The 20,326-nt window shown below is 64.0% G+C and carries 19 protein-coding genes and 1 tRNA gene; 10 read left to right on the top strand and 10 right to left on the bottom strand.

Features of this window, described 5'->3' with window-relative positions; translation table 11 throughout:
- Positions 1-48: 48 nt before the first annotated feature.
- From ABD742_RS19765 to ABD742_RS19745, 5 genes are all read right to left on the bottom strand, one after another.
- On the bottom strand, positions 49-1,215 hold the full coding sequence (locus ABD742_RS19765) for an XdhC family protein (protein WP_234752369.1): 1,167 nt from the start codon (positions 1,213-1,215) through the stop codon (positions 49-51).
- On the bottom strand, positions 1,208-2,341 hold the full coding sequence (locus ABD742_RS19760; RefSeq protein ID WP_234752370.1) for a vWA domain-containing protein: 1,134 nt from the start codon (positions 2,339-2,341) through the stop codon (positions 1,208-1,210). The genes ABD742_RS19765 and ABD742_RS19760 overlap by 8 nt, the downstream gene beginning before the upstream one ends.
- A 4-nt stretch (positions 2,342-2,345) precedes the next feature.
- A complete protein-coding gene (locus tag ABD742_RS19755) occupies positions 2,346-3,242 on the bottom strand; it encodes an AAA family ATPase (protein WP_234752372.1) in 897 nt (298 codons plus the stop codon).
- 43 nt (positions 3,243-3,285) lie between these two features.
- Positions 3,286-4,323 carry a GTP 3',8-cyclase MoaA gene (moaA, locus tag ABD742_RS19750; RefSeq protein WP_234752374.1) on the bottom strand — a complete coding sequence of 346 codons (1,038 nt, stop codon included), beginning with the start codon at positions 4,321-4,323 and terminating at the stop codon, positions 3,286-3,288.
- 109 nt (positions 4,324-4,432) lie between these two features.
- The gene (locus ABD742_RS19745) at positions 4,433-5,119 is read right to left on the bottom strand and encodes a DUF2848 domain-containing protein (protein WP_234752375.1); all 687 of its coding nucleotides are present in this window, start codon (positions 5,117-5,119) and stop codon (positions 4,433-4,435) included.
- A 147-nt stretch (positions 5,120-5,266) separates the two neighbouring features.
- Between ABD742_RS19745 and ABD742_RS19740 the strand changes: the two genes are divergently transcribed.
- Positions 5,267-6,658 (top strand): MFS transporter, encoded by a 1,392-nt coding sequence (locus ABD742_RS19740; protein WP_234752376.1) that lies wholly within the window; start codon positions 5,267-5,269, stop codon positions 6,656-6,658.
- Between the two features lie 77 nt (positions 6,659-6,735).
- Here ABD742_RS19740 and ABD742_RS19735 read toward each other — a convergent pair whose 3' ends face one another.
- Positions 6,736-7,392: a GntR family transcriptional regulator gene (locus tag ABD742_RS19735; RefSeq protein WP_234752377.1), complete on the bottom strand. Its 657-nt coding sequence runs from the start codon at positions 7,390-7,392 to the stop codon at positions 6,736-6,738.
- Positions 7,393-7,424: 32 nt separating this feature from the next.
- On the opposite strand from ABD742_RS19735, the gene ABD742_RS19730 reads away from it, so the two are divergent.
- Positions 7,425-8,219, top strand: a complete 795-nt coding sequence (locus tag ABD742_RS19730) for a carbon-nitrogen hydrolase family protein (protein ID WP_234752378.1) — start codon at positions 7,425-7,427, stop codon at positions 8,217-8,219.
- 11 nt (positions 8,220-8,230) lie between these two features.
- Here ABD742_RS19730 and ABD742_RS19725 read toward each other — a convergent pair whose 3' ends face one another.
- From ABD742_RS19725 to ABD742_RS19715, 3 genes are all read right to left on the bottom strand, one after another.
- The gene (locus tag ABD742_RS19725) at positions 8,231-8,770 is read right to left on the bottom strand and encodes a DUF2087 domain-containing protein (RefSeq protein WP_234752380.1); all 540 of its coding nucleotides are present in this window, start codon (positions 8,768-8,770) and stop codon (positions 8,231-8,233) included.
- A gap of 105 nt (positions 8,771-8,875) precedes the next feature.
- Positions 8,876-11,329: a glycoside hydrolase family 32 protein gene (locus ABD742_RS19720; RefSeq protein WP_234752382.1), complete on the bottom strand. Its 2,454-nt coding sequence runs from the start codon at positions 11,327-11,329 to the stop codon at positions 8,876-8,878.
- Between the two features lie 1,641 nt (positions 11,330-12,970).
- Entirely contained in the window at positions 12,971-14,143 is a 1,173-nt protein-coding gene (locus ABD742_RS19715) for an acyltransferase family protein (RefSeq protein ID WP_234752384.1), read from the bottom strand.
- Positions 14,144-14,461: 318 nt separating this feature from the next.
- On the opposite strand from ABD742_RS19715, the gene ABD742_RS24415 reads away from it, so the two are divergent.
- The 5 genes from ABD742_RS24415 to ABD742_RS19685 are packed head-to-tail and all read left to right on the top strand — an operon-like array spanning position 14,462 to position 17,243.
- Positions 14,462-15,583 (top strand): methylated-DNA--[protein]-cysteine S-methyltransferase, encoded by a 1,122-nt coding sequence (locus ABD742_RS24415; RefSeq protein WP_372460948.1) that lies wholly within the window; start codon positions 14,462-14,464, stop codon positions 15,581-15,583.
- A complete protein-coding gene (locus ABD742_RS19700; RefSeq protein ID WP_234752386.1) occupies positions 15,580-16,314 on the top strand; it encodes a 2OG-Fe(II) oxygenase in 735 nt (244 codons plus the stop codon). The genes ABD742_RS24415 and ABD742_RS19700 overlap by 4 nt, the downstream gene beginning before the upstream one ends.
- Positions 16,311-16,592 (top strand): Ada metal-binding domain-containing protein, encoded by a 282-nt coding sequence (locus ABD742_RS19695; protein WP_234752388.1) that lies wholly within the window; start codon positions 16,311-16,313, stop codon positions 16,590-16,592. Before ABD742_RS19700 ends, ABD742_RS19695 begins: the two co-directional genes overlap by 4 nt.
- Positions 16,556-16,735, top strand: coding sequence for a hypothetical protein (locus ABD742_RS19690; RefSeq protein ID WP_234752391.1), 180 nt, complete (start codon positions 16,556-16,558; stop codon positions 16,733-16,735). Before ABD742_RS19695 ends, ABD742_RS19690 begins: the two co-directional genes overlap by 37 nt.
- 55 nt (positions 16,736-16,790) lie before the next feature.
- A complete protein-coding gene (locus ABD742_RS19685; protein WP_234752393.1) occupies positions 16,791-17,243 on the top strand; it encodes an ester cyclase in 453 nt (150 codons plus the stop codon).
- A gap of 175 nt (positions 17,244-17,418) precedes the next feature.
- On the opposite strand, the gene ABD742_RS19680 is transcribed toward ABD742_RS19685, so the two are convergent.
- Positions 17,419-17,508, bottom strand: a tRNA-Ser gene (locus ABD742_RS19680).
- A 116-nt stretch (positions 17,509-17,624) separates the two neighbouring features.
- On the opposite strand from ABD742_RS19680, the gene ABD742_RS19675 reads away from it, so the two are divergent.
- From ABD742_RS19675 to ABD742_RS19665, 3 genes are read left to right on the top strand one after another with little or no spacing between them, the layout of a single operon-like run.
- On the top strand, positions 17,625-18,650 hold the full coding sequence (locus ABD742_RS19675; RefSeq protein WP_234752396.1) for a zinc-dependent alcohol dehydrogenase: 1,026 nt from the start codon (positions 17,625-17,627) through the stop codon (positions 18,648-18,650).
- A 2-nt stretch (positions 18,651-18,652) separates the two neighbouring features.
- A complete protein-coding gene (locus tag ABD742_RS19670) occupies positions 18,653-19,048 on the top strand; it encodes a 6-pyruvoyl trahydropterin synthase family protein (RefSeq protein ID WP_234752398.1) in 396 nt (131 codons plus the stop codon).
- Between the two features lie 49 nt (positions 19,049-19,097).
- Complete coding sequence (locus tag ABD742_RS19665) at positions 19,098-20,318, top strand: DNA glycosylase AlkZ-like family protein (protein WP_234752400.1); 1,221 nt, start codon at positions 19,098-19,100, stop codon at positions 20,316-20,318.
- The last annotated feature ends 8 nt before the right edge of the window (positions 20,319-20,326 follow it).

The raw sequence follows: 20,326 nt of genomic DNA, 5'->3' as shown, positions 1-20,326 counted from the left end.
ATCCAGTCCTGATGTGACACAGGTTACTCCTCGAAGGAGGCGAGCGCCCTAGCCCGGCTTGAGTTCGTACCCCGCATCTTCGTGGCCCGCTTCAACCGTGGGTTCGTGGTGGATCCGGGCCTCCATGGTGCTCAATCTTCCGCCACCGCCACCCCAGTGCAAGGCAATGATTTCGGCGGCGATGGAGACGGCTGTTTCCTCCGGGGTGCGGGATCCCAGGTCCAGGCCGATCGGGCTGGAGAGCCTGGCCAATTCGGCCTCGGTCAGGCCCGCTTCGCGCAGCCGTTCCAGCCGATCGTGGTGCGTGCGCCGGGATCCCATCGCTCCCACATAGGCCACGTTGTGGCGCAGCGCCAACTCCAGCAGTGGCACGTCGAATTTCGGATCGTGGGTCAGTACGCAGATCACGGTGCGTTCATCCACTTGGCCGGCACTGATCTGCGCCTGCAGGTAGCGGTGGGGCCATTCCACTACTACCTCGTCCGCCTGGGGGAACCGGGCAGCCGTTGCGAAAACCGCGCGTGCGTCGCAGACCGTGACCCGATAGCCCAGGAAGGTGCCTTGTTTCGCGACGGCGGCGGCGAAGTCAATCGCGCCAAACACCAGCATCCGCGGCTGCGGGGCGAAACTGAGGGCGAAAACGCGCATGCCCTCCCCGCGCCGCTGCCCGTCCGGTCCGTACATGAGCGTGGCGTTGCGGCCTGCTGCCAGCAGGCCCTGGACGTCGTCGGATACCGCATGATCGGCACGCTCGCTGCCCAGGGAGCCTACGAACCCATCAGGACGGACCACCAGATGGCGGCCCAGCCAGGCCGGATCGGGGTGTTCGATCACGGTGACGATGGCAACGGGGCGGCCGGCACCGACGTCGTCCGCCACCTGCGGCAATTCCGGGAAGATCTCAGTGGAGACCGGCTCCACAAAAATGTCCAGGATCCCGCCGCAGGTCAGGCCGACCTCGAACGCGGCGTCGTCACTGATGCCGTAGCGCTGGAGCACTGGCCGGCCGGACTCGACCACCTTGGTGGCCAGTTCGTAGAGCGCCCCCTCGACGCACCCGCCGGACACCGAGCCGACCGCGCTGCCGTCGGCGTCGACCATCATGGCGGCCCCGGCCGGCCGCGGCGCGGAGCGGAAGGTGCGCACCACCGTTCCGAGTCCTACTGTGTGACCGGCCGCCATGGCGGCGACCAGATCGTCCAAGACCTCACGCATTGGCAACCACGTCCAACAACTCCTCGAAACTCTGCATTGAGTGCCCCCCTATAAAGAAGTCAACGTGCGGCAGCACCGCCCTGATTCCCCGTTGCAGGGGCTCGTACCCCGCCTTGCCGCGGTGCGGATTGGACCAAATGATCCGCCTCGCCAGATGGTGCAGCCGCTCGGCCTGGCGTCCCAGCAGTGCAGGGTCTCCCCGCTCCCAGCCATCGCTGGCAATCACGACGACGGCGCCGCGCACCATCACGCGCTGGCCCCAGCGGTCGTTGAACGCTCGCAGCACCTCTCCAAGCCGGGTTCCGCCGGACCAGTCGGGGACGGTGCGGCCGGCGAGGGCCAGGGCATTGTCCGGGTCCGGCACCCGCAGTGCGCCCGTCACACGGGTCAGGCGGGTGCCAATCGTGAATACCTCCATCTGGCGCGGAGCGGCTTCCACTACCCGGTGGGCCAAGCGCAGCAGGCTGTCCGCGTAGGGTGCCATCGAGCCCGAGACGTCGATCAACCAGACCATCCGGCGGATTTTGCGCGGAGCCCGGGCGCGGCGCAGCGGCCCCGGTTCCCCGCCGCGGCGCAGTTGGTCGCGCAAGGTCCGTACGCGGTCGACGTCGCCGTGCCGGTCGAGGTGTTTCCGCCGGGTCTGCCGGGTGGGCAAGCGCACCGGGAGCTCTTCGAACATCCGGTGCAGCAGCGCCCGTTCCGCGTCGTCCAGGACGGCTACATCGCGGTGCCGCAGCAACTCCCGGCGGCTGGCGAGTGCCCGCAACTGTTCCCGCCGACCTTCCGGGCCGCCGTCGTCGTTATCCAAAGCGGCAGCGCTGACGGACGTCGCGGAGTTTTCCAGGCGTTGGGCGGCTGAATGTTCCACGGCGAACCAGGCCTCGAACGTCCGCTGGTAGGCGGGCAGATCCTCCGGCGAGGCACACAATGTGGCGCGGCCGGCCCAGAACACGTCCGAGCGGCCGTCCACGGCGAGCCTGCCAACGGCGTCGACGAAGCTGCGCGAGCGGTCCGCGGTCACTTTCACTCCAGCCGCACGCACCGCTCCAGCAAAGGCCAACAGGATCTCTTCGGCGCTGTGGCCTGTGCTCTGGGCTGCCCGGGGGCTCTGTCCTGCCGGTGCCATGGGCTCAGCCGAGCATCCGGGCCAGGGCCGCCGAGACGCGCTCGGTGTCCTCGCGGTACTTGCACAGCGCGCCGATGCTGGCCGCGGCCGAAGCCAGATCAAGCTCGGCCCGGCCGAGCTGGTGCAGCGCGCGGGCCCAGTCCAGGGTTTCGGCGACGCCGGGAGGCTTGAGCACGTCGTCGGTGACCCGGATCTGCTGGACTGCGCGCACCACCTGCTCGGCCAGCAGCGCGGGCACCTGGGGGAGCCGGGTGCGCACGATTTCCACTTCGCGGGCCAGCCCGGGGTGGTCGATCCAGTGGTAGAGGCACCGGCGTTTGAGCGCATCGTGCAGGTCGCGGGTCCGGTTGGAGGTGAGCACCACGATCGGCGGGGTATCAGCCTTGACCGTGCCGAACTCGGGAATGGAGACCTGGTAGGTGGAGAGCACTTCCAGCAGGAACGCCTCGAACTCGTCGTCGGCCCGGTCGATTTCGTCGATCAGCAGCACGGCCGGGCTCTGCTGGAGCGCCTTGAGGATGGGCCGGGCCAGCAGGAACCGTTTGTCGTAGAGCGAGCTTTCCAGCTCGGCCACGCTCAATCCCGCGCTCATTCCCGCGCCGCCGCTGGCCTCAACGCTGCGTAAGTGCAGGATCTGGGCGGTGAAGTCCCAGTCATACAGCGCCTGCGAAGCGTCGATTCCCTCGTAGCACTGCAGGCGGATCAGCGGCAGCCCGAATCCCTCGGCCAGCGCCTCGGCGAGGGAGGTTTTGCCGGTGCCCGGTTCGCCCTCCAGCAGCAGCGGCCGTTCCATGCTCAGGGCGAGGTAGCCAATGGTGGCCAGGCCTTCGTCGGCGAGGTAGCCGGTGGCGGCTAGCATTTCGGCCAGCGCTGCGGCGGAACTGATCGACGTCTGCGTCATGGCACCAGCATAGGGTCACTGGCGGGGGCGCGGTCCGGCTGGGCTACCCGCCGATGTACGACATCTCGATCTTGTGAGCCGCGGCGTCCTTGGGCGTGTGTGAACTGCGCAGTTCCGAGTAGCGGTCCGTGCGGCCGCCCCACAGGGCGGACAACGCCGTCGAAAGCTCGACGTCGGACGCGCCGCCTCTCAGGAGTGCCCTCAGGTCCGTGCCGGTTGTGGCGAAGAGGCATGTGAACAGCTTCCCGTCGGCGGAGAGCCGGGCACGGGTGCAGCCGCGGCAAAAGGCTTGGGTCACGCTGGAAATGACTCCGATTTCGCCGCTGCCGTCCGCGTAGCGCCAGCGATCCGAGGTCTCGCCGGGGTAGTTGGGCGCCACGGGCTCCAGCGGGAACGCCGCGCCGATGCGGGCCAGGATCTCGGCGGAGGGCACCACTTCATCCATTTTCCAGCCGTTGGACGCACCCACGTCCATGTACTCGATGAACCGCAGAATAAAGCCGGATCCCTTGAAGTGGCTCGCCATGGGAAGAATGTCCTGGTCGTTCGTCCCGCGCTTGACTACCATGTTGATCTTCACGGGCCCGAGTCCGGCGGCCTGGGCAACGTCCGCGGCGTGAAGGACCTTCGCCACGGGATAGCCGACGTCGTTCATGGCCTGGAAGGTTTCCTCGCGGAGGGAGTCCAGCGAGACCGTCACGCGGTTCAGTCCGGCATCCTTGAGGGCCTGCGCCTTCTGCGCCAGGACCGAGCCGTTCGTGGTCATGGCCAGGTCCGGAGCCAGCCCGTCGGGAGTGCGCAACCGGGCCAGCATCCGGACCAATTCCTCGATGTCCTTCCGCAGCAGGGGTTCCCCGCCGGTCAGCCGGATCTTCCGCACCCCGTGCCCCACCGCGATCGACGCCAGCCTGGTGATTTCCTCAAACGTCAGCAGCTGATCCCGGGGCATGAAAACGAAATCCCGCCCGAAGATCTCCTTGGGCATGCAGTAGACGCAACGGAAATTGCATCGGTCCGTGACGGAAATCCGCAGGTCCCTCAAGGGCCGGTGGAAGGTGTCGGTGATGGAATTGGCGTCCATGCAGCGCCCTCCCAACGCAGTAGTAGTGCCAACCGCTTGTGCCTCTCCCAGCGTATGCCCGGTCCCGCGCGCTCACAATGGAGGAGGCTGAACGACGGCGGAGCCGGACTCAGCCGATGGGCTCCGCCATCTGCTCCACAACATACTGGGCGTCCACCGACGTGCCGGTCACCGGATCGGTCATTTCCACCTTCCAGCTGCGGGCAAACTGGTCAACCCCATGTTTCATTGCCACCGTGCCTGAAATGAGGACGGTGCCCGGCTGGTCCAGGCCGCGCTCTGCCAGGACCTCCAGCCAATAGTCCGGGCTGAGGAGCGCCTCCAGCGAACTGTCCTGGATCAGGGTGTCCGGAGTTTCGCCGTCGCCCACCCAGCCCTTGAGCGTGATGCTGTCCAAATGGTCGCGGACATCTTCCAGGCGCCAGGCCTTGCGCCCCAACACGTCCGGGCTGGCGTTCTTGCTCCAGGCCACGCCGTGGACCTCGAGCTCGCGATCCGTGTGATCGCACGCCACTGTCAGGAGCACGTCCTCATCGGTGATCACGAGCGCCCATTCCGCTTCACCCGAGGTCCTGCCGTGCTGGACGCGGACTTCCGAAACCTGCTGGGCCAGGTACGGCGACACGGGGTACAGCGCCGGCGTGGTTGCGGGGCCGGGAACGCCAAGTTCGGCCAGCTCGGCGATGTGGGCCTGCACTTCTTCCTGCTCGCGCCCCGCGTAGCCGGCGTTGAGGAGGTGCTTGACCTGGACGTTCCTCGTGGTGCCGTCGGGAAGTTCAAAGCTCAGAGTCGTCATTTTCTGTCCATCCTTTGCGTGTCCTGCTGGAGAAATTTTTCAAACCGGAAACCGGAAACAGTCGCCAATGTACAACCAGTATGCGTAATGTATACATTTAACGCCAGTGTGGCAGGCGTCACCGTAAACTTCTCGTGGAGGAAACCCATGGCCAACGTCCCAGTTCCGGCTTCCGGCGCAGCGCCGCGTCCAGGAAAGCCGACGCATCCCAAAGGCCTGTACAAGGCCTTCGCCGCAAGCCTCACCGGCACCGCGCTCGAGTGGTACGACTTTGCCGTCTACTCGGCCGCAGCCGCCGTCGTATTCCCCATCGTCTTTTTCCCGTCATCGGATCCCTTGACCGGGACCATCCTGGCGTTCTCCACCTACGCGGTGGGCTATGTCTCCCGTCCTGTGGGCGGCATCATTTTCGGCCGGCTCGGTGACCGCATCGGCCGCAAGAAGGTCCTGGTGACAACGCTGATGATCATCGGCGTCGCCACCGTTCTGATCGGGGTGCTACCTGGCTACGGCAGCATCGGCATCTCGGCCCCGATCATTTTGGTATTGCTGCGCTTCGCCCAGGGCGTGGGCGTCGGTGGCGAATGGGGCGGCGCAGTGCTGCTCTCCAGCGAGTACGGCGATCCCCATCGGCGCGGTTTCTGGGCTTCCGCGGCCCAGGTCGGTCCGCCGGCCGGCAACCTCCTGGCCAACGGCACGCTGGCCGTCCTGACCGTTACCCTCACCGAAGCGCAGTTCATCAGCTTCGGCTGGCGCATCGCATTCCTGGTCTCGGCCGTGTTGGTGGGGTTCGGTCTTTGGATTCGGCTGAAGCTTGAAGATACCCCGATTTTCAAGGCCATTGAGGCCCACGGTGAACAGCCCAACGCTCCGGTCCGCGAAGTCTTCAGCAAGGAACTCCGGCCGCTCGTCGCTGCCACCCTGTGCCGGGTAGGCCCGGACGTGCTGTACGCACTGTTCACTGTGTTCACCCTGAGCTACGGGATCCAGGCCCTCGGCTATGACCGCAGCCAGGTCCTCACTGCCGTATTGATCGGCTCGGCGTTCCAGCTGTTCATGATCCCGCTGGCCGGTGCCGTCTCTGACCGCTTCAACCGACGCCTCGTCTACGGGATTGCGGCAGTGGTAGGAGCTGTCTGGACTTTCGTCTTCTTCGGCATCCTGGGCGGGCACAGCGAGCCGCTGCTGATCGCGGGAATCGTCCTGGGCCTCATGGCGCACTCCTTCATGTACGGGCCGCAGGCCGCCTTCATCGTTGAACAGTTCTCACCGCGGCTGCGGTCCACCGGAAGTTCGCTGGCCTATACCTTCGCAGGCGTGATCGGCGGCGCCATCGCACCCTTGATGTTCACGCTGTTGCTGTCCCAGTTCGGCACCTGGATTCCGGTTGCCATCTATGTGGCCGTGGCCGCCGTCGTTACTTTAGTGGGGCTGGCGCTCGGCCGGGACTCCAACACCGTGGAGGATGAGGACTACCGTTTGCTGCTGGAAGGATCGGCGGCAGCAAGCCAACCGTCCGCCGTCGCGGAATCCCGCTGACGCTGACCGTCCGGAGAAGTTGTCACGTCATGCCTTCGAAAATCCTGACAACGTGCCTTGGGCGGACAGAAAGTCCCTCAGGTGCGGAGCAGAATATCCCGGGTCACAGCCAGGTGATGGTCAATGGCTTTCTGCGCCTTCGCCGCGTCGCCGGACATCAGGGCGTCGAGTATGTCCTGGTGTTCGGCGCACACCTGCTCGCGTCGGCCTCCGGTACGGAACAGCGCGGAGACGCCTACCAGAATCTGCCGGACGTGGAGCTTGCTGTACGTCCGGGAGATGAGCTCATTGCCCGCCGCGTCAATGAGCTGCTGGTGGAACAGGGTGTCCAGGCGGATAAACTCACGGGCCGCTTCCGGGCTCAGGTCCTCGGGAAGCTTTGCCTGCTGGTCAAGGGTTTCCTGCATCGTCCCGGCGGGAACCCGGCCTTGCTCGATGACCAGCCGGGCGGCGTGGCTTTCAAGGATCCCGCGCAGTTCCATCAATTCAGACATCTCCCGGCCGGTCACCGGAGGAACGTAAGCTCCGCGCTGAGGAATCAGCTCCACCAAGCCGTCCGAGACGAGCAGCAAGAGCGCCTCACGCACCGGCGTACGCGATACGCCGATTTCCGCGGCCAGATCCTGCTCATTCAGGAACTTCCCCTGGACTTCGGGGTCGATCAGGATATTTTCACGCAGGTACGCGTACGCCTTCTCGCGGCCGGACGCCGCAGTCCCCGAACTTTTTCGCATACATTATGTATACAACAATCTGGAGTAAATTCATGCGTTTAGCCGTGGCACAAATCATCACGGGAGCCGATGTGGCTGCCAACCTGGAACTGATCCGAGAATACGCCACCCGTGCCAAGGCCGCTGGAGCCGAACTCGTGGTCTTTCCTGAAGCAGCCATGCGCGCTTTCGGCAACAGCCTGGGCGACATCGCCGAACCGCTGGACGGACCGTGGGCCTCAGCGGTCCGCAGCCTTGCACGGGAGCTGGATATCGCCGTCGTCGCGGGGATGTTCACCCCCGGCGAGGGCGGACGGGTCCGGAACACGCTTTTGGTCACCGGCCCCGGGGTGGACACGTCCTACGACAAGATTCACCTCTTTGATGCATTCGGCTTCGCGGAGTCTGATTCGGTCGACGCCGGCACCTCGCCCGTAACCTTCGAACTCAACGGCACCGTGTTTGGCCTCGCCACCTGTTACGACGTGCGTTTCCCTGCCCTCTTCACTGTCAACGCCCGGTCAGGAGCGCAGGTCAACATCGTCTGCGCCTCATGGGGCGCCGGCGAAGGAAAAGCCGAGCAGTGGGACCTGCTGGTGCGGGCCCGCGCCGTGGACAGCACCACCTTCGTCGTGGCGTGCGGCCAAGGCAATCCCGCGAGCGTCGGTCTGCCCTCCACCGGCACGGCGCCTACGGGCATAGGGCACAGTGCTGTGATCTCGCCACTGGGTGCCGCGGTGGCCGCCCTGGGAGAAATGCCGGAACTCGCCGTCGTCGACATCGATCCGTCAACCGTCGAAGAAGTGCGGGGCAAGCTTCCGGTCCTGGCGAATGCCCGGTATCTATAGCCGCGCGGAGACTAGGGGCCGCCGTCGCCGTCTTCGACGGCCAGCCAGTAGGCCGAGCCATCCGGCGTGCGGTTCACGATGCCGGAGTCAACAAGGTACCGCCGGAGCATTGGCACGTCTCCAGTGAACCGGGCGAGGCGTTCGTTGAGCTCCCGTTCTGCCACGCGCCCGCCGGTGTCCAGGATGCGCGCGGCTACCCAAGCGAGAAGCCCGAGTCGGTCTGCCTCCCGCGCGGGGTAGCGATCGATGCGACCGTCTGTCGTCAAGAAGCGCTCGACGCCGGACGGGCTGGGCGTCGACGAGAGGGCCGCCAGCGCGTCCCGGGAGACATGCTCGCGAATGCGGTAGCGGACACTGCCTTCGGTCTCAACCGTTTCGACCAGCCCCGCTTGGTTGAGGAGCGTGAGCGCCCGTGCGAGTTTCACTGGCGAGAGCGAGCCGCCCGGGGTTTCGCCAACGCTGATCTCAGCGAAGACCCTCCGGGCTTGGGCGTTCGCAAGTGCCGCGAGCAGGCGCCGCGCATCCGGCGTCGTCCATGAGTCGCTCCCCATGGGCCCAGCATAGGCACAAATGGACGCCTAGCAGACACGGCCACCGGGCAGAATACCCTCGCGCTCGCTGCCCTCCCGCGGTTCTCACGGGAGGGCAGCGCGTGGTTAGGCAGCTGGGATGTCTTCGAAGGTGACCTGGTCCAGCAGGACATGGCCCCAGCTTCCCGTGCCGTTGTCGACGACCTGGAGCTGGGCGCTCTGACCGATGAGGTCGGAGACGTTCCACGACGTCCATGCGAGGTGCTCGCTGTTCTGGCCCGTCGCGGTGCGAACGACTTGACCGTTGACGACGAGATTCACCGTGGTCTGATTGTCCGGCTCACCTCCAACCGCGTTCGGCGCGCTGCTGAACACAATCTGGTCCACCATGACGTGGCCCCAGGATCCGGTTGCGTGGTCGATGACCTGGATTTGGGCTTTCTGCCCCACGAGCGTGTGGACGTCCCAGTTCACGTTCGACATCGTCGATGAATTCTGGCCCGTTGCCGTGCGGACAACTTGCCCGTTGACGAGGAGGTTCACCGCAGCGGCACCCGACTGACCCCAGGGGTGGTTTCCTCCCGCGATGAGGAAGTCTATATAGTCCCGCGTAATCGTGAATGTCGGCGACGTGATCGCGCCCGTGGCGGCATCACCTCCTCCGACGTACGTATCGAGGACCTTGGAGCCGAGCTGATTCGGGAGGGATTCCGCCGTCGGGCCTTGGCCAACGTAGCTGCCCGACGCCGTCCACCCCGCACCCCACGTCGCGCCCTCGAAGTCGGCGAAGACGTCTGAGGGCCTCGGGTTGTTCCCGCCTCCGGCGAGGAAGTTGACGTAGGAATGGCCGATGGTGAACGACGGCGAGGTCAGCGTTCCGGTCGACGCGTCGCCGCCGTTGAAATTGTTGGCGAGCCTGTTCCCGAGGTAGCCCGTGACGGGTTGCTGGTTAGGGAGCGTCCCGGTGGCGGGCCCGGCACCGAAGGCCGCTCCCGCCGTCGTCCATGGGCCATAGGTGCTGCCTTCGAAGTCGGCGTACGGCGCGGCGGGATTCGCCTGCTCGGTGATGTTGGCGAATTCCGTGATCGAGAGGTTGGCGAAGTTGGCGCTGCCGCCGATCGTGAAAAGCGAGATCCCCGTGTCCGACGACGTGAAGAAGTCCTGGTTCGAGAGCGCGATCCGGCCGTCGTCGGCGAAGACCTCCACGCTGCCGTGGTCCACGAGGATCCGAAGGTGTACGGACGTCGCACCCGAGGCGAGCGGCGCCTGGGACTGCTGGTACGTACCGAAGGAGTAGGGCACTTGGTCTTGCGCGGAGCGATCGACGTAGAGGTTGCCCCCGTAGACGCCGATGTTAGTGTGCCGGCTGCCGTCCTTGTTCTCGCCGACGGAGATACCGACGTTGTTCAAGGTGGCCCAGCTGACGTCCGCGTCGAGCTCATAGGCCGAGCCGTGGTAGTCGAGGGTTGTCCGTCCATTGACGCTGGCGTTGGCGGGCTTCACGGTTTTGGTGGCGTAGTTGGCCAGATTCGGCGTCGGCTGGGATATAAGGCTGTAGACACCGCTGCCCTCGGACTTGAGGCTGAGCTGGCGCACCACGGACATCTGGCCGTTGTAGTTGTCGGTGGAGTCAGTGGGCACGGTGTGCGGCGCGTAGTGCCAGTTGTTTATCCAGCCGATCGCGTATCGGGAGGTGTCGGGATTCGCGGCGTCCGGCCACGTCACCGAGGCATACCAGTCATTGCCCCAGTCGAGCCACTGCGGGTCCGTCTGGTCCGCGACGAAGGCCGAGCCGTTCCACGTGCCGGTCCAGTAGGCGTACGTGTCCGGCTTGCCGCTGTAGTCGCCCTGCATGCTCCCGGCCATGATCCAATGCCACGAACCGTCGTTGGCTTTCATCTGGAAGATGTCCGGGCACTCGACGCCGCCGATGTTCGGGGTGGTGTAGCTGAAATCCGTCTGGTGCGTCCAGGTCTTGAGGTCCGGCGACGTGTAGAACGTGATCTTCTGCTGACGGCCGATCGCGGCTACCCACGTCGAGTGCGCCGCGTCCCAAACGATCTTCGGGTCGCGGAACCAATCCGAAGCGTCCGGGTTGGCGATGACCGGTGCGCCGTACTGCGTGAAGGTGGACCCACCGTCGGTCGAATACCAGAGGTATTGCGATTGCTGGAACGCGTCGCCGTCGGTCGGTTGCGTGGCGAGCGCGACGACGGCCCCGGCTCCGAAGCCCGCGGTGTTGTTCGTATCGATCACCGAGGATCCGGTCCATACGGGGAAATTGCTCTGGAGCGGAAGGGCATCGCCTTGGTCGTTGAACACTACAGTGTCCGACGACGTCGCATGTCGCCACCCGCCGGGGCCGTTGTCCTGGTTGCTGTGAAGGTAATACAGGTTGTACTTGCCGTTGAGATAGATGGGCCGCTGAGGATCGCTCAGCCATCCCGACGGGGGAGTCATGTGGTAGACGGCGCGCATTGGCGGTGCGGTCGCGCCGCCGACGGCTCCCGCGCCGGGGATGTCCCCGGTAACCATGGTGGTCGTGAAAAACATCGTGAGCGCGCCGAAGAGGGCGAGCATGCTCGCCCTCTTCGGCAGCCTCCTTGCTGAGTGGGCCATAAAATCTCCGGGTCTCGGTGAGGACTACTCGACCGCCGATAGCTCTGCGTCGAGCCACTGCACACGGCGTTGTTGAGCAGGCGGGGGAGTTCGTGGTGGAGTCGGTCTTGTGATTAAACGCTTAATCACGGCAAGAATAGCTGGTGAGGAATCTTTGATCAAGCGTTTAAGCGGATTGCTTTAGTTGACTGCGCGGATGGCGAGGCGGCCGGCCGTATCGACTACGGCCTCTCTCAGATCCGTCGAGAATTTCCGTAGTGGTGTCGGCCGGTGTTACGCGCCCTGTAAAGACGTCATTTTGGGTGGCGCTGAGCGCTCGTTGTGTTGGCGCGGATCTTCAAGAGGCTATGCCGCGATAGCGAAGGTTTCGACGGTTCTGAAGTGGTCCGCCGGATTCCATTGCGGACTTTCCTAAAAAGTCCTTTGACCTGTTTATTAAGAGATCTTGTCGATGCTCACTCCGTCATCTATTCTAGATATTCTCCATTTGTCTTTACTATCGGGGGGTAGGTGTGACTTTGTGGCATTTTCGAAGTTCCGGCATTGCAAAAGCCAGGACACGAAGATCTTCTGAACTCGCAATTGCCTTACTGGCCGCCATCGTAAATGTCGAAGGTGCCGGCGAGATCAGCCTTGAAGTTATCTAATTCGCCTCCGGCGCCGATCTTCAAACAGGATGGCGCTGTCTACTTGATCTTCATTCGCCCGTCAGAGTTGCCCGGCAGGGCGGCTGAGCATTTCTATGTCACCGTGGGAGACGCTGGAATCTTTACAGCTGGGCCAGACGGAATTTTTCCAATAAAAACAGTGAAGTCAATGACGAAATCCTGACTAAAATTTCCAAGCATGAGGTCAAAAGCATAAAATAGTTAACATTCGGAACGGCCCGTTGTCCTGAAGTGAAACTGATGCTGAAGTGGCCAAATGGTTCTCATCTTCCCGTCAGTTTTTGAGTAAAATTGCAAAGAGTACAACTCTTGTTGGAAGTATTCATCCCGGTTCTATTGCGAGATAAATGAGCAAATTATCAAACTATCAAGATTTTCGCGTCGGGTACGCACAGCCCGGAAGTTTGGGCTGGGCGCGGTTTGCGTTGTCTTGACTGTGGCTGCAACGTCGGGATGCGCATCATCGCAGGGCGAACCACCCTGCTTGCCTCCAAAGTTTTCCGTAAATCCCGAGGTCGCAAAGGTGGGTGACGAGCTAACGATCAGCGCGCCCGACGCCCGGTGCAATCCGCGCTACGGTGCCAATGCTCTCGTCGACCTCGACATTAAGGACGCTGCTGGTACCAAGCTCGTCGAAAAGACGGCGCCAATGAGTGATAAAGGGGGCTTCACTTTCACTTTTGTTCTCCCCCCAGGAACCGCCCCAGGAGAGGCTACGGTAATCGCTATGCCTCACAACATCGATTGGTGCGATGACACTGGACGCAACAACCGCGTAAGCGCCAACGCCACTTTGCAGCGCGCTTCCTGTGCCGTCCCAGAGAAATCATTCACCGTAACACCCTAGTGGCGTGTGTTTGCCGAGGACTTCCGCGGGGATTTAATCAGGCGAAGGGGTGGGGGCGATCGTTCCATCCGTTGATGAACGCACTAATCATGCTCGTGGGGTCATAGCACCGGCGTCCCGCGCGGTTGTCGATGGACCTGGAGTGGTCGTGGCAGCGCGGATGGCGAGGCGGCCCATGAGAGCGCGCCGGATCCGCTGGCTTGGCTGTTCGACCGCCACACAGCTCAGGAAACCAAGGGGCCAGGCCGCCACGAGGGCGAGTGCGGCAAACCCGAGCACGGGAACATGGGATGCCGTGTGGGCGGCGGCGAGGAGCTGCTGGATTGGCCACCCGTAGATGTAGATCCCGTAGGAGATGTCGTAGCGCGACCCGATGGCGGACATGCTTCCGATTGAACCGATCGACAGGACGAGGTAGGCAAACGGCAATGGGGCGAGGGCTGTACCGTACCCGGTGGCGAGGGCGCCCCAGACTGCCAGTGCGGCGAGAAGGCTTGGCGCCGCACCGACGCGGACCCTGTGCCTCTGGGTGGCAAGGAGGGATCCTGCCATGAAGATCGCGAGCAGCGGGAGGACGAATTCGGTGCGGTTTGGTCCGAATCCGCCTGCGAGGAGCTTTCCGAAGACTGCGCCCGTCGATGCGGCAAGGAGCAGGAATATTGCCGTGGCCGTGCCTCGCCTGCTCTCCGGAATCCTGCGAAGCAGGAACACGATCGTGGCGACGATGACGTAGCAGAGCCCTTCCCAGGTGAGAGTCCATAAGGGGCCGTTCCAGTCAAAGCGGTCATGGTTGCCCCAGAGGGACGTCCCGATGGCGGGTGTGTCCATCACGCCGATGCTGAGCGCCAGGGCCGCGCCGAGGAAGGCCAGGGCTCCGCGCGGATCGTAGGTCCCGTGTGTCAGGAGCGCGCCAACCGGCGCGGCCACGAAGGCAACAATAAGCGCAGCGACCGCGAGAGCCGGGTAGATGCGGGTGAGGCGGGCTGCGGCGTACTCGAGCACCGTGTTCGAACGTTCGGCACTGACGGTGATGAGATAGCCGGAGATGGCGAAGAAGCCCATGACGCCTGCAGTGCCGAGCTTGATCCCGTAAAGCGAGGATTCCGGGCCGTAGCCGCCCAGCCACCAGGAGTGGGAGACGATCACGGCTGCGGCGAAGACCAGGCGCAGGGCGTTCAGCGAGTTTCGACCGGAGCCCAGTGCGTTACCTAGGGTGCGGGCGCCCAGCATGGCCAGGCTCGGACCGTCGCCGGCCCTCATTGGGGTCCTGATGGGCTTGTCATCTCTTTTTGGGACCCAAAGGCTGGTCGGGTGACCTTCTCGAGTGTGATGTGTGCAACATTCGTTCTGAATCTACACGAGTAGATTTGTAGGGGTCAAGTGGCTGCCACTTTCCTCCCGGTTCTTAATGTCTGATGCGAAACAATGAGTAAATGGGAAAACTGTCAAGGTTTTCGCTTTACATCTCACGTTTTCAACCCGGTGCCCGTCTTCACAGCAGACAGAACGGCAGAGACGGAAGGAAAGAGCAATGAACATCACGACAGACTCGCCTTGGCCGTATTCAATGAGATCAACATGAAGCATCCGTTCGAGACAGTGGTCGTGCAGCACGGCGTTACCGTGCTGCGGGTCTGTCGCGCGCTTTTGGAGGTGCATGACGCGGATGACGCATGGTCGGAGACATTTCTTGCCGCGATGCGTGCCTACCCGGACCTTCCAGAGACTGCGAACGTCGAAGCCTGGCTGGTCACGATCGCGCGCCGGAAAGCCATTGACGTCCACCGTGCTGCGAAGCGAATCCCCTTGCCTGTGGCGGAGCTGCCTGAGGCTCCGACCGCGTTGGGAATTCCCGGCGCGGATAACACCGATGTGTGGATGTACGTTGGCAAGCTCCCTGAGAAACAGCGGCAGGCGATCACCTTCCGCTATCTCGTCGGGATGTCGTACGCGGAGATCTCGACAATTCTCGGCGGTACAGTCGAGGCCGCACGAAGAGCCTCGGCCGATGGCCTCAAGAACCTCAGAAGGAACTATCCGGGCGCGCGGAGCCAGCCAGCCAGAGCTGGCGAAAGGGGCAAGATCATGAGTGACATCCAGGGTGATGACACCCTCACGGGCTTGGCAGCGCCCATCGACGCCGAGAAGTTGGCGGTGCTGCATCGCCGACTGGAGGTCGCGGCACAAGCGGAGGGCCTCCTCGACGTTGCCTACACGACCGTGGACAGTCCTGTCGGGAAGCTGCTGCTCGCAGCCACACCGACAGGACTTGTCCGGGTCGCGTACGCGGTCGAGGACCACGACCGTGTCCTCGAATCGCTGTCGGAGAAAATCAGCCCGCGCATTCTGCGTTCCCCGAAACAGCTGGAGGTCGTGGCACGTGAACTGGACGAGTACTTCGAGCACCGCAGGAAGCGCTTCGATGTACAGCTGGACCTGTCGTTGTCAGGTGGCTTCCGCCAGCTCGTCCAGAGGCACCTGCCGGACATCGGCTATGGCCAGACCCGCAGCTACAAGGAGATGGCCCAGATGGTCGGCAACCCGAAGGCAGTCCGTGCCGTCGGCACCGCTTGCGCGACCAACCCCCTCCCGGTCGTCGTTCCGTGTCACCGCGTGCTGCGCACCGATGGGTCCCTCGGTGGCTACATCGGCGGCCTGGAGGCCAAGACGATGCTGCTCGAACTGGAGGCTGCAGCATGACTGGCGGAGAAATTTGGGCGGACAACCCGTGGCGTGATCGAGTCGAGTCGGCTGACTGGTCGGTCGTAGCTGATGAGATAAACGAGTACGGCGGGGCACTTCTCCCGCAGTTCCTAACGCCCGGGGAGGCCGCGGAGATTCGTGACCTGTACGAGAGCGACGAGCTGTTCCGCAGCACGATCAACATGGGTCGTCACCGTTTCGGCGAGGGCCAGTACCGGTACTTCTGGACTCCCTACCCCGAACCCATTGAGCGGCTGAAGCAGGCGCTCTACCCCCGGCTGCTGCCTATCGCCCGCGACTGGTGGACGAAGCTTGGTCGACCAACTCCGTGGCCGGACACGCTCGACGAGTGGCTGCAGATGTGCCACGACGCCGGTCAGACCAAGTCCACGGCGATCCTGCTGAAGTACGGCGAGAAGGACTGGAACGCCCTTCATCGCGACCTTTACGGTGATCTGGTGTTCCCACTCCAAGTGGTCATCAACCTGAACGAGCCGGGCGTGGACCACACCGGCGGCGAGTTTCTGCTGCTCGAACAACGCCCCCGCGCACAATCGCGGGGCACGGCGACCCTGCTGCCCCACGGACACGGCTACGTGTTCACCACCCGCGACCGGCCTGTGAAATCGGCTCGCGGCTGGTCCGCCGCGCCAGTACGGCACGGCGTCTCCGCCATCCGCTCCGGCGAGCGTCACACACTCGCCCTGGTATTCCACGACGCAGCATGAGCATAGTGAAGAACTACACGCTCACCGGGGCCGATGGCCGCCCCTACACATCTCCGATCAAGGGCACGTGGGGCGGTCACCGCGGTGGGAAAATCTACGGACGCCTCGATTGCCCCGCCGCTCTACGCGCGATCGCACGTGGCGGGTACGCCAAGAATCGCCTGTTCTTCGCCGACGAAGCCACCGCACTCGCCGCGGGCTATCGGCCATGTGGAGCCTGCTGCAAAGACCGCCACCAGGCATGGAAGAAAACAACGACCGCCGGGCCCTCCACCTAGTCGGGCTCCATAACCTGCCCGGAATCGCCGGGGTCACCCGCGAAGCTGAACCCTGGCACCTCGACACCGACGGCCGTATCGCCACCGGCGCAAGGACCTGGCTGTTTTCATCTCACGGATTGCCCACCGCGAACGTCTTCTAGATATCGGCGGTCACCCTTGCTCGCCGATTCCCTCATACGAGACTAGGAGAACACCATGTCGGTTGAAGAGAACAAGGCTATCGTCGGACGCTGGTTTACCGAGTTCTGGGGCAGTGACTTCAACCCCGCCGTCATCGACGAGCTCGCCGCCCCCGACATCCGCTTCCATTACTCGCTGCACAAACCCATGACTGGCCGTGACGAAGTCCGTGACTTCGCGACCCGCTTCCGTAGCGCATTCCCAGACCTCAACTTCTGGGGCACCGCCGACCTCATCGCCGAAGGCGACTACGTAGTTGGCCAATGGGAGGGAGGAGGCGTCCACACCGGCCCCATCGCCTTCGATGACTTGCCCATCGGCTCCGTACCTGCCGCGTCCGGCAAGAGCATGAGGTTCACCGGCACGACCGTACTCAAGGTCGTTGACGGCCTTATCGTCGAAGAGGTCGGACTTGATGATGGCGTGAAGGTCCTCCAGCAGCTCGGGATCATACCGCTCTTCAAGTAAGTCTCGTCCGCGTCTACCACGGCAAGGGCCGGGCATCGCGCCCGGCCCTTCGCCTGCTTCCGGCCTGGACCCAGCCTGAAGACTTTGTTACTGCTGCGTAACCGCAGGGGTCTCTCCGCGCAAAGCAAAAGGCCCCCGATCCCTTGTAAACAAAGGGAACCAGGGGCCTTTCAAGTGGCGGTGACGGTGGGATTTGAACCCACGTTGGCTTTTACACCAAACAACATTTCGAGTGTTGCACCTTCGGCCGCTCGGACACGTCACCAACTGAAATAGGGTACCGGAGTGGAGGCCTGTTCCCCAAAACGGACGAGCTGCATCCACTTAGTAAGCAGGCTTCCCTTCCCCAATCGCAGGCGCAGGACTAGATTCGCAAGCACGATGACTCTTCCACAACGCGCGCCGCAAAACACGCACCCTCAAACGGCCTTGGCCTACTGGACCGTTGGCCCCTGCCAAGGCGAACTACGGAGCGAGGAACTTCCGGCTCCGGCCCAGGGTGAGGCTTTGGTCCGTGCCTTGTACTCCGGAATCAGTAGGGGAACCGAGCTCGTGGTCCATGAAGCGCACGTCCCTCCACGGATTGCGAAGAAGATGCGGGCACCCCATCAAACAGGAGATTTTCCCGCGCCGGTCAAGTTCGGCTATCTGTCGGTTGGCGTTGTTGAAGAAGGCCCGGAAGACTGGATCGGCCAGAACGTCTTCTGCCTGCACCCGCATCAGGACCGCTACGTCGTGCCGCTCACCGCACTCACGAGAATTCCGGAAGGCGTGCCGGCCCGTCGGGCTGTGCTCACGGGTATCGCGGAGATCGCCCTCAACGCCCTGTGGGAGGCCGGCCCCCGCCTCGGTGACAGGATCGCCGTCGTCGGTGCCGGACTGGTGGGCGGCATGACCGCAGCACTGCTGCGCAGCTTCCCGCTGGAGCGCTTGCAACTGGTGGAGACGGATCCGGGGAAGCGCGGGTTCGTGGAATCCTTGGGCGTGGAGTTCGTGCTTCCGGACGATGCAAAACAGGACTGCGACATCGTGTTCCATTGCTCGGCCACGGACGAAGGACTGGCCCGTAGCCTGCAGCTCGCGGGTGACGAGGGCGAGATCATTGAGATGTCTTGGTACGGGGACCGGAAGGTCTCCCTGCCGCTGGGGGAGGACTTCCATGCCCGGCGCCTCTCCATCCGAGCCAGCCAGGTTGGAGTGGTTGCACGTTCGCGCCGGCACCGCCGCACCTCAAGTGAGCGGCTGCAACTGGCCGTCTCTCTCCTGCGGGACTCGGTGTTCGACGCGTTCCTCACGGGAGAGTCGCAGTTCGAGGTGCTGCCGGAGGTTTTCCAAGGTTTGGAAAACGGCGAACTGGACGATCTCTGCCACGTCATCAATTACCCCGAAAAACGGAGGAAAGCGTAGCGATGTTCACCCTCACCGTCCGCCGGCACTTCATGATCGCCCACAGCCTTCCGCGGGAGTCGTTCGGCCCGGCGCAGGGACTCCACGGAGCCACTTTCGTGGCCGAGATGACGTTCCGCCGGGCGGAGCTGAATGACGACGCGATCGTGCTGGACATCGGCGTCGCCGGAACCATCCTGGACGAGGTCCTGGCCGGCCTCAACTACAAGAACCTCGACGAGCACCCGGACTTCGCCGGACAGCTCACGACGACGGAAGTGCTGGCCCGCTTCATCGCTGAGGCAGTCGCGGCGAAAGTCCGCAAGAGCGACGACGGCGGTGCGCTCGCCGGCGTCGACGTGCTGTTGCGCGAGCATCCCGACGCCTGGGCGGGCTTCTCGTTGGATTTCGAGCGATAGCTCGCGAGGGACTGCCCCGGATGGCGGGCAAACGGTGCAGAATGGGGCCATGACGTCCGCCGTGCTTTCCACCCAAACGCTCACCCCGGAACTCCTCCGCGCCTGGGCGTGGCACAGGCAGGGACTGGACGGTTCCCTCTCCGGCAAGACGTCCGAGGAAGTCCTGGACCGCGCCGGTTGGGCCCGTTCCGTGGGCGGCGCCAACCCTTACCTGACGCTCTTTGCCCGGGCCGGGATCAGGCGCGAACAGGTGGACCGGGACGTCGCCGAGCTGAGAATCCACGAGCTCCCGACAGCCCGCGGATGCACCTACGTCCTCGGCCGGAACGACTTCGCGTGGGGCCTCCAAGTCGGCCGGGACGCCGCGGTGGCGCCGTTCAAGGTCCTGGCCCGGCTCGGCGTCGAACGCGGTGAGATCACCCTTCTCGAAGAGCAAGTGCTGCACACCCTCATGGAATCCAGCGACCCCATGGACCCGAAACAGCTCAGGGACGAGCTCGGCGAGTCCGTCCGCAGCCTCGGCGAAGAAGGCAAGAAGAAGGGTGCGTCCACCACCCTCCCCACGGCCTTGGGCCTCCTGCAAGCCGACGGACGCATCCGCCGCGTCCCCGTCAATGGCCGTCTCGACCAGCAGCGCTACGCCTACACGTCGTGGATGCTGCCGCCGAGCCCCATCGACGACGACGCCGCCCGCGCGCGCTTGATCGAACGGTACCTGCGCTGGACCGGCGGAGCGACGTTCAAGCAGAGTCAATGGCTTACGGGCTTCACCGTCGCGCAGAGCAAGGCGGCGCTGGTGGCCGTCGGCGCCGTCGAAGTGGCCACCGCGACAGGTGAGCCGCTCTGCATGCTGCCCGACGACGTCGAGCACCTTTCCGCGTTCAGGGCACCGCAGGAGCAGCAGATCCAGCTTCTGGCCGGGACGGACTCTTTGGTGCTGTTGCGCAGGAATTCGGCGGACATGCTGGCTGAAGGGGATCGGGGCCGGAAGGTCCTGGACACCACGCTTGCGCTGCAGGCGGACCTGTCCGACCACCCGATCCTGGACCGGGGAAGAATCATCGGACTGTGGCAATACGATCCGGGTAAGGAACGGATCGCCGCGTGGACCTTCGACAAGCCCAGCGCGGCAGTCACTCAGCGGATCAGTGAGGTGGAGAGTTGGATCCGCGAGGACCTTGGGGATTTCCGCTCGTTCAGCCTGGACTCCCCGGCATCGCGGCAGAAACGCATCGAAGCCCTGGACAAGGCGAACGCCGCAAACGCCTAGGGCTCGGT

This window comes from Arthrobacter ramosus (assembly GCF_039535095.1).
Lineage (GTDB): Bacteria > Actinomycetota > Actinomycetes > Actinomycetales > Micrococcaceae > Arthrobacter > Arthrobacter ramosus.
The sequence above is the reverse complement of the archived record's forward strand: the minus strand, read 5'-3'. Positions and strand labels throughout refer to the sequence as shown.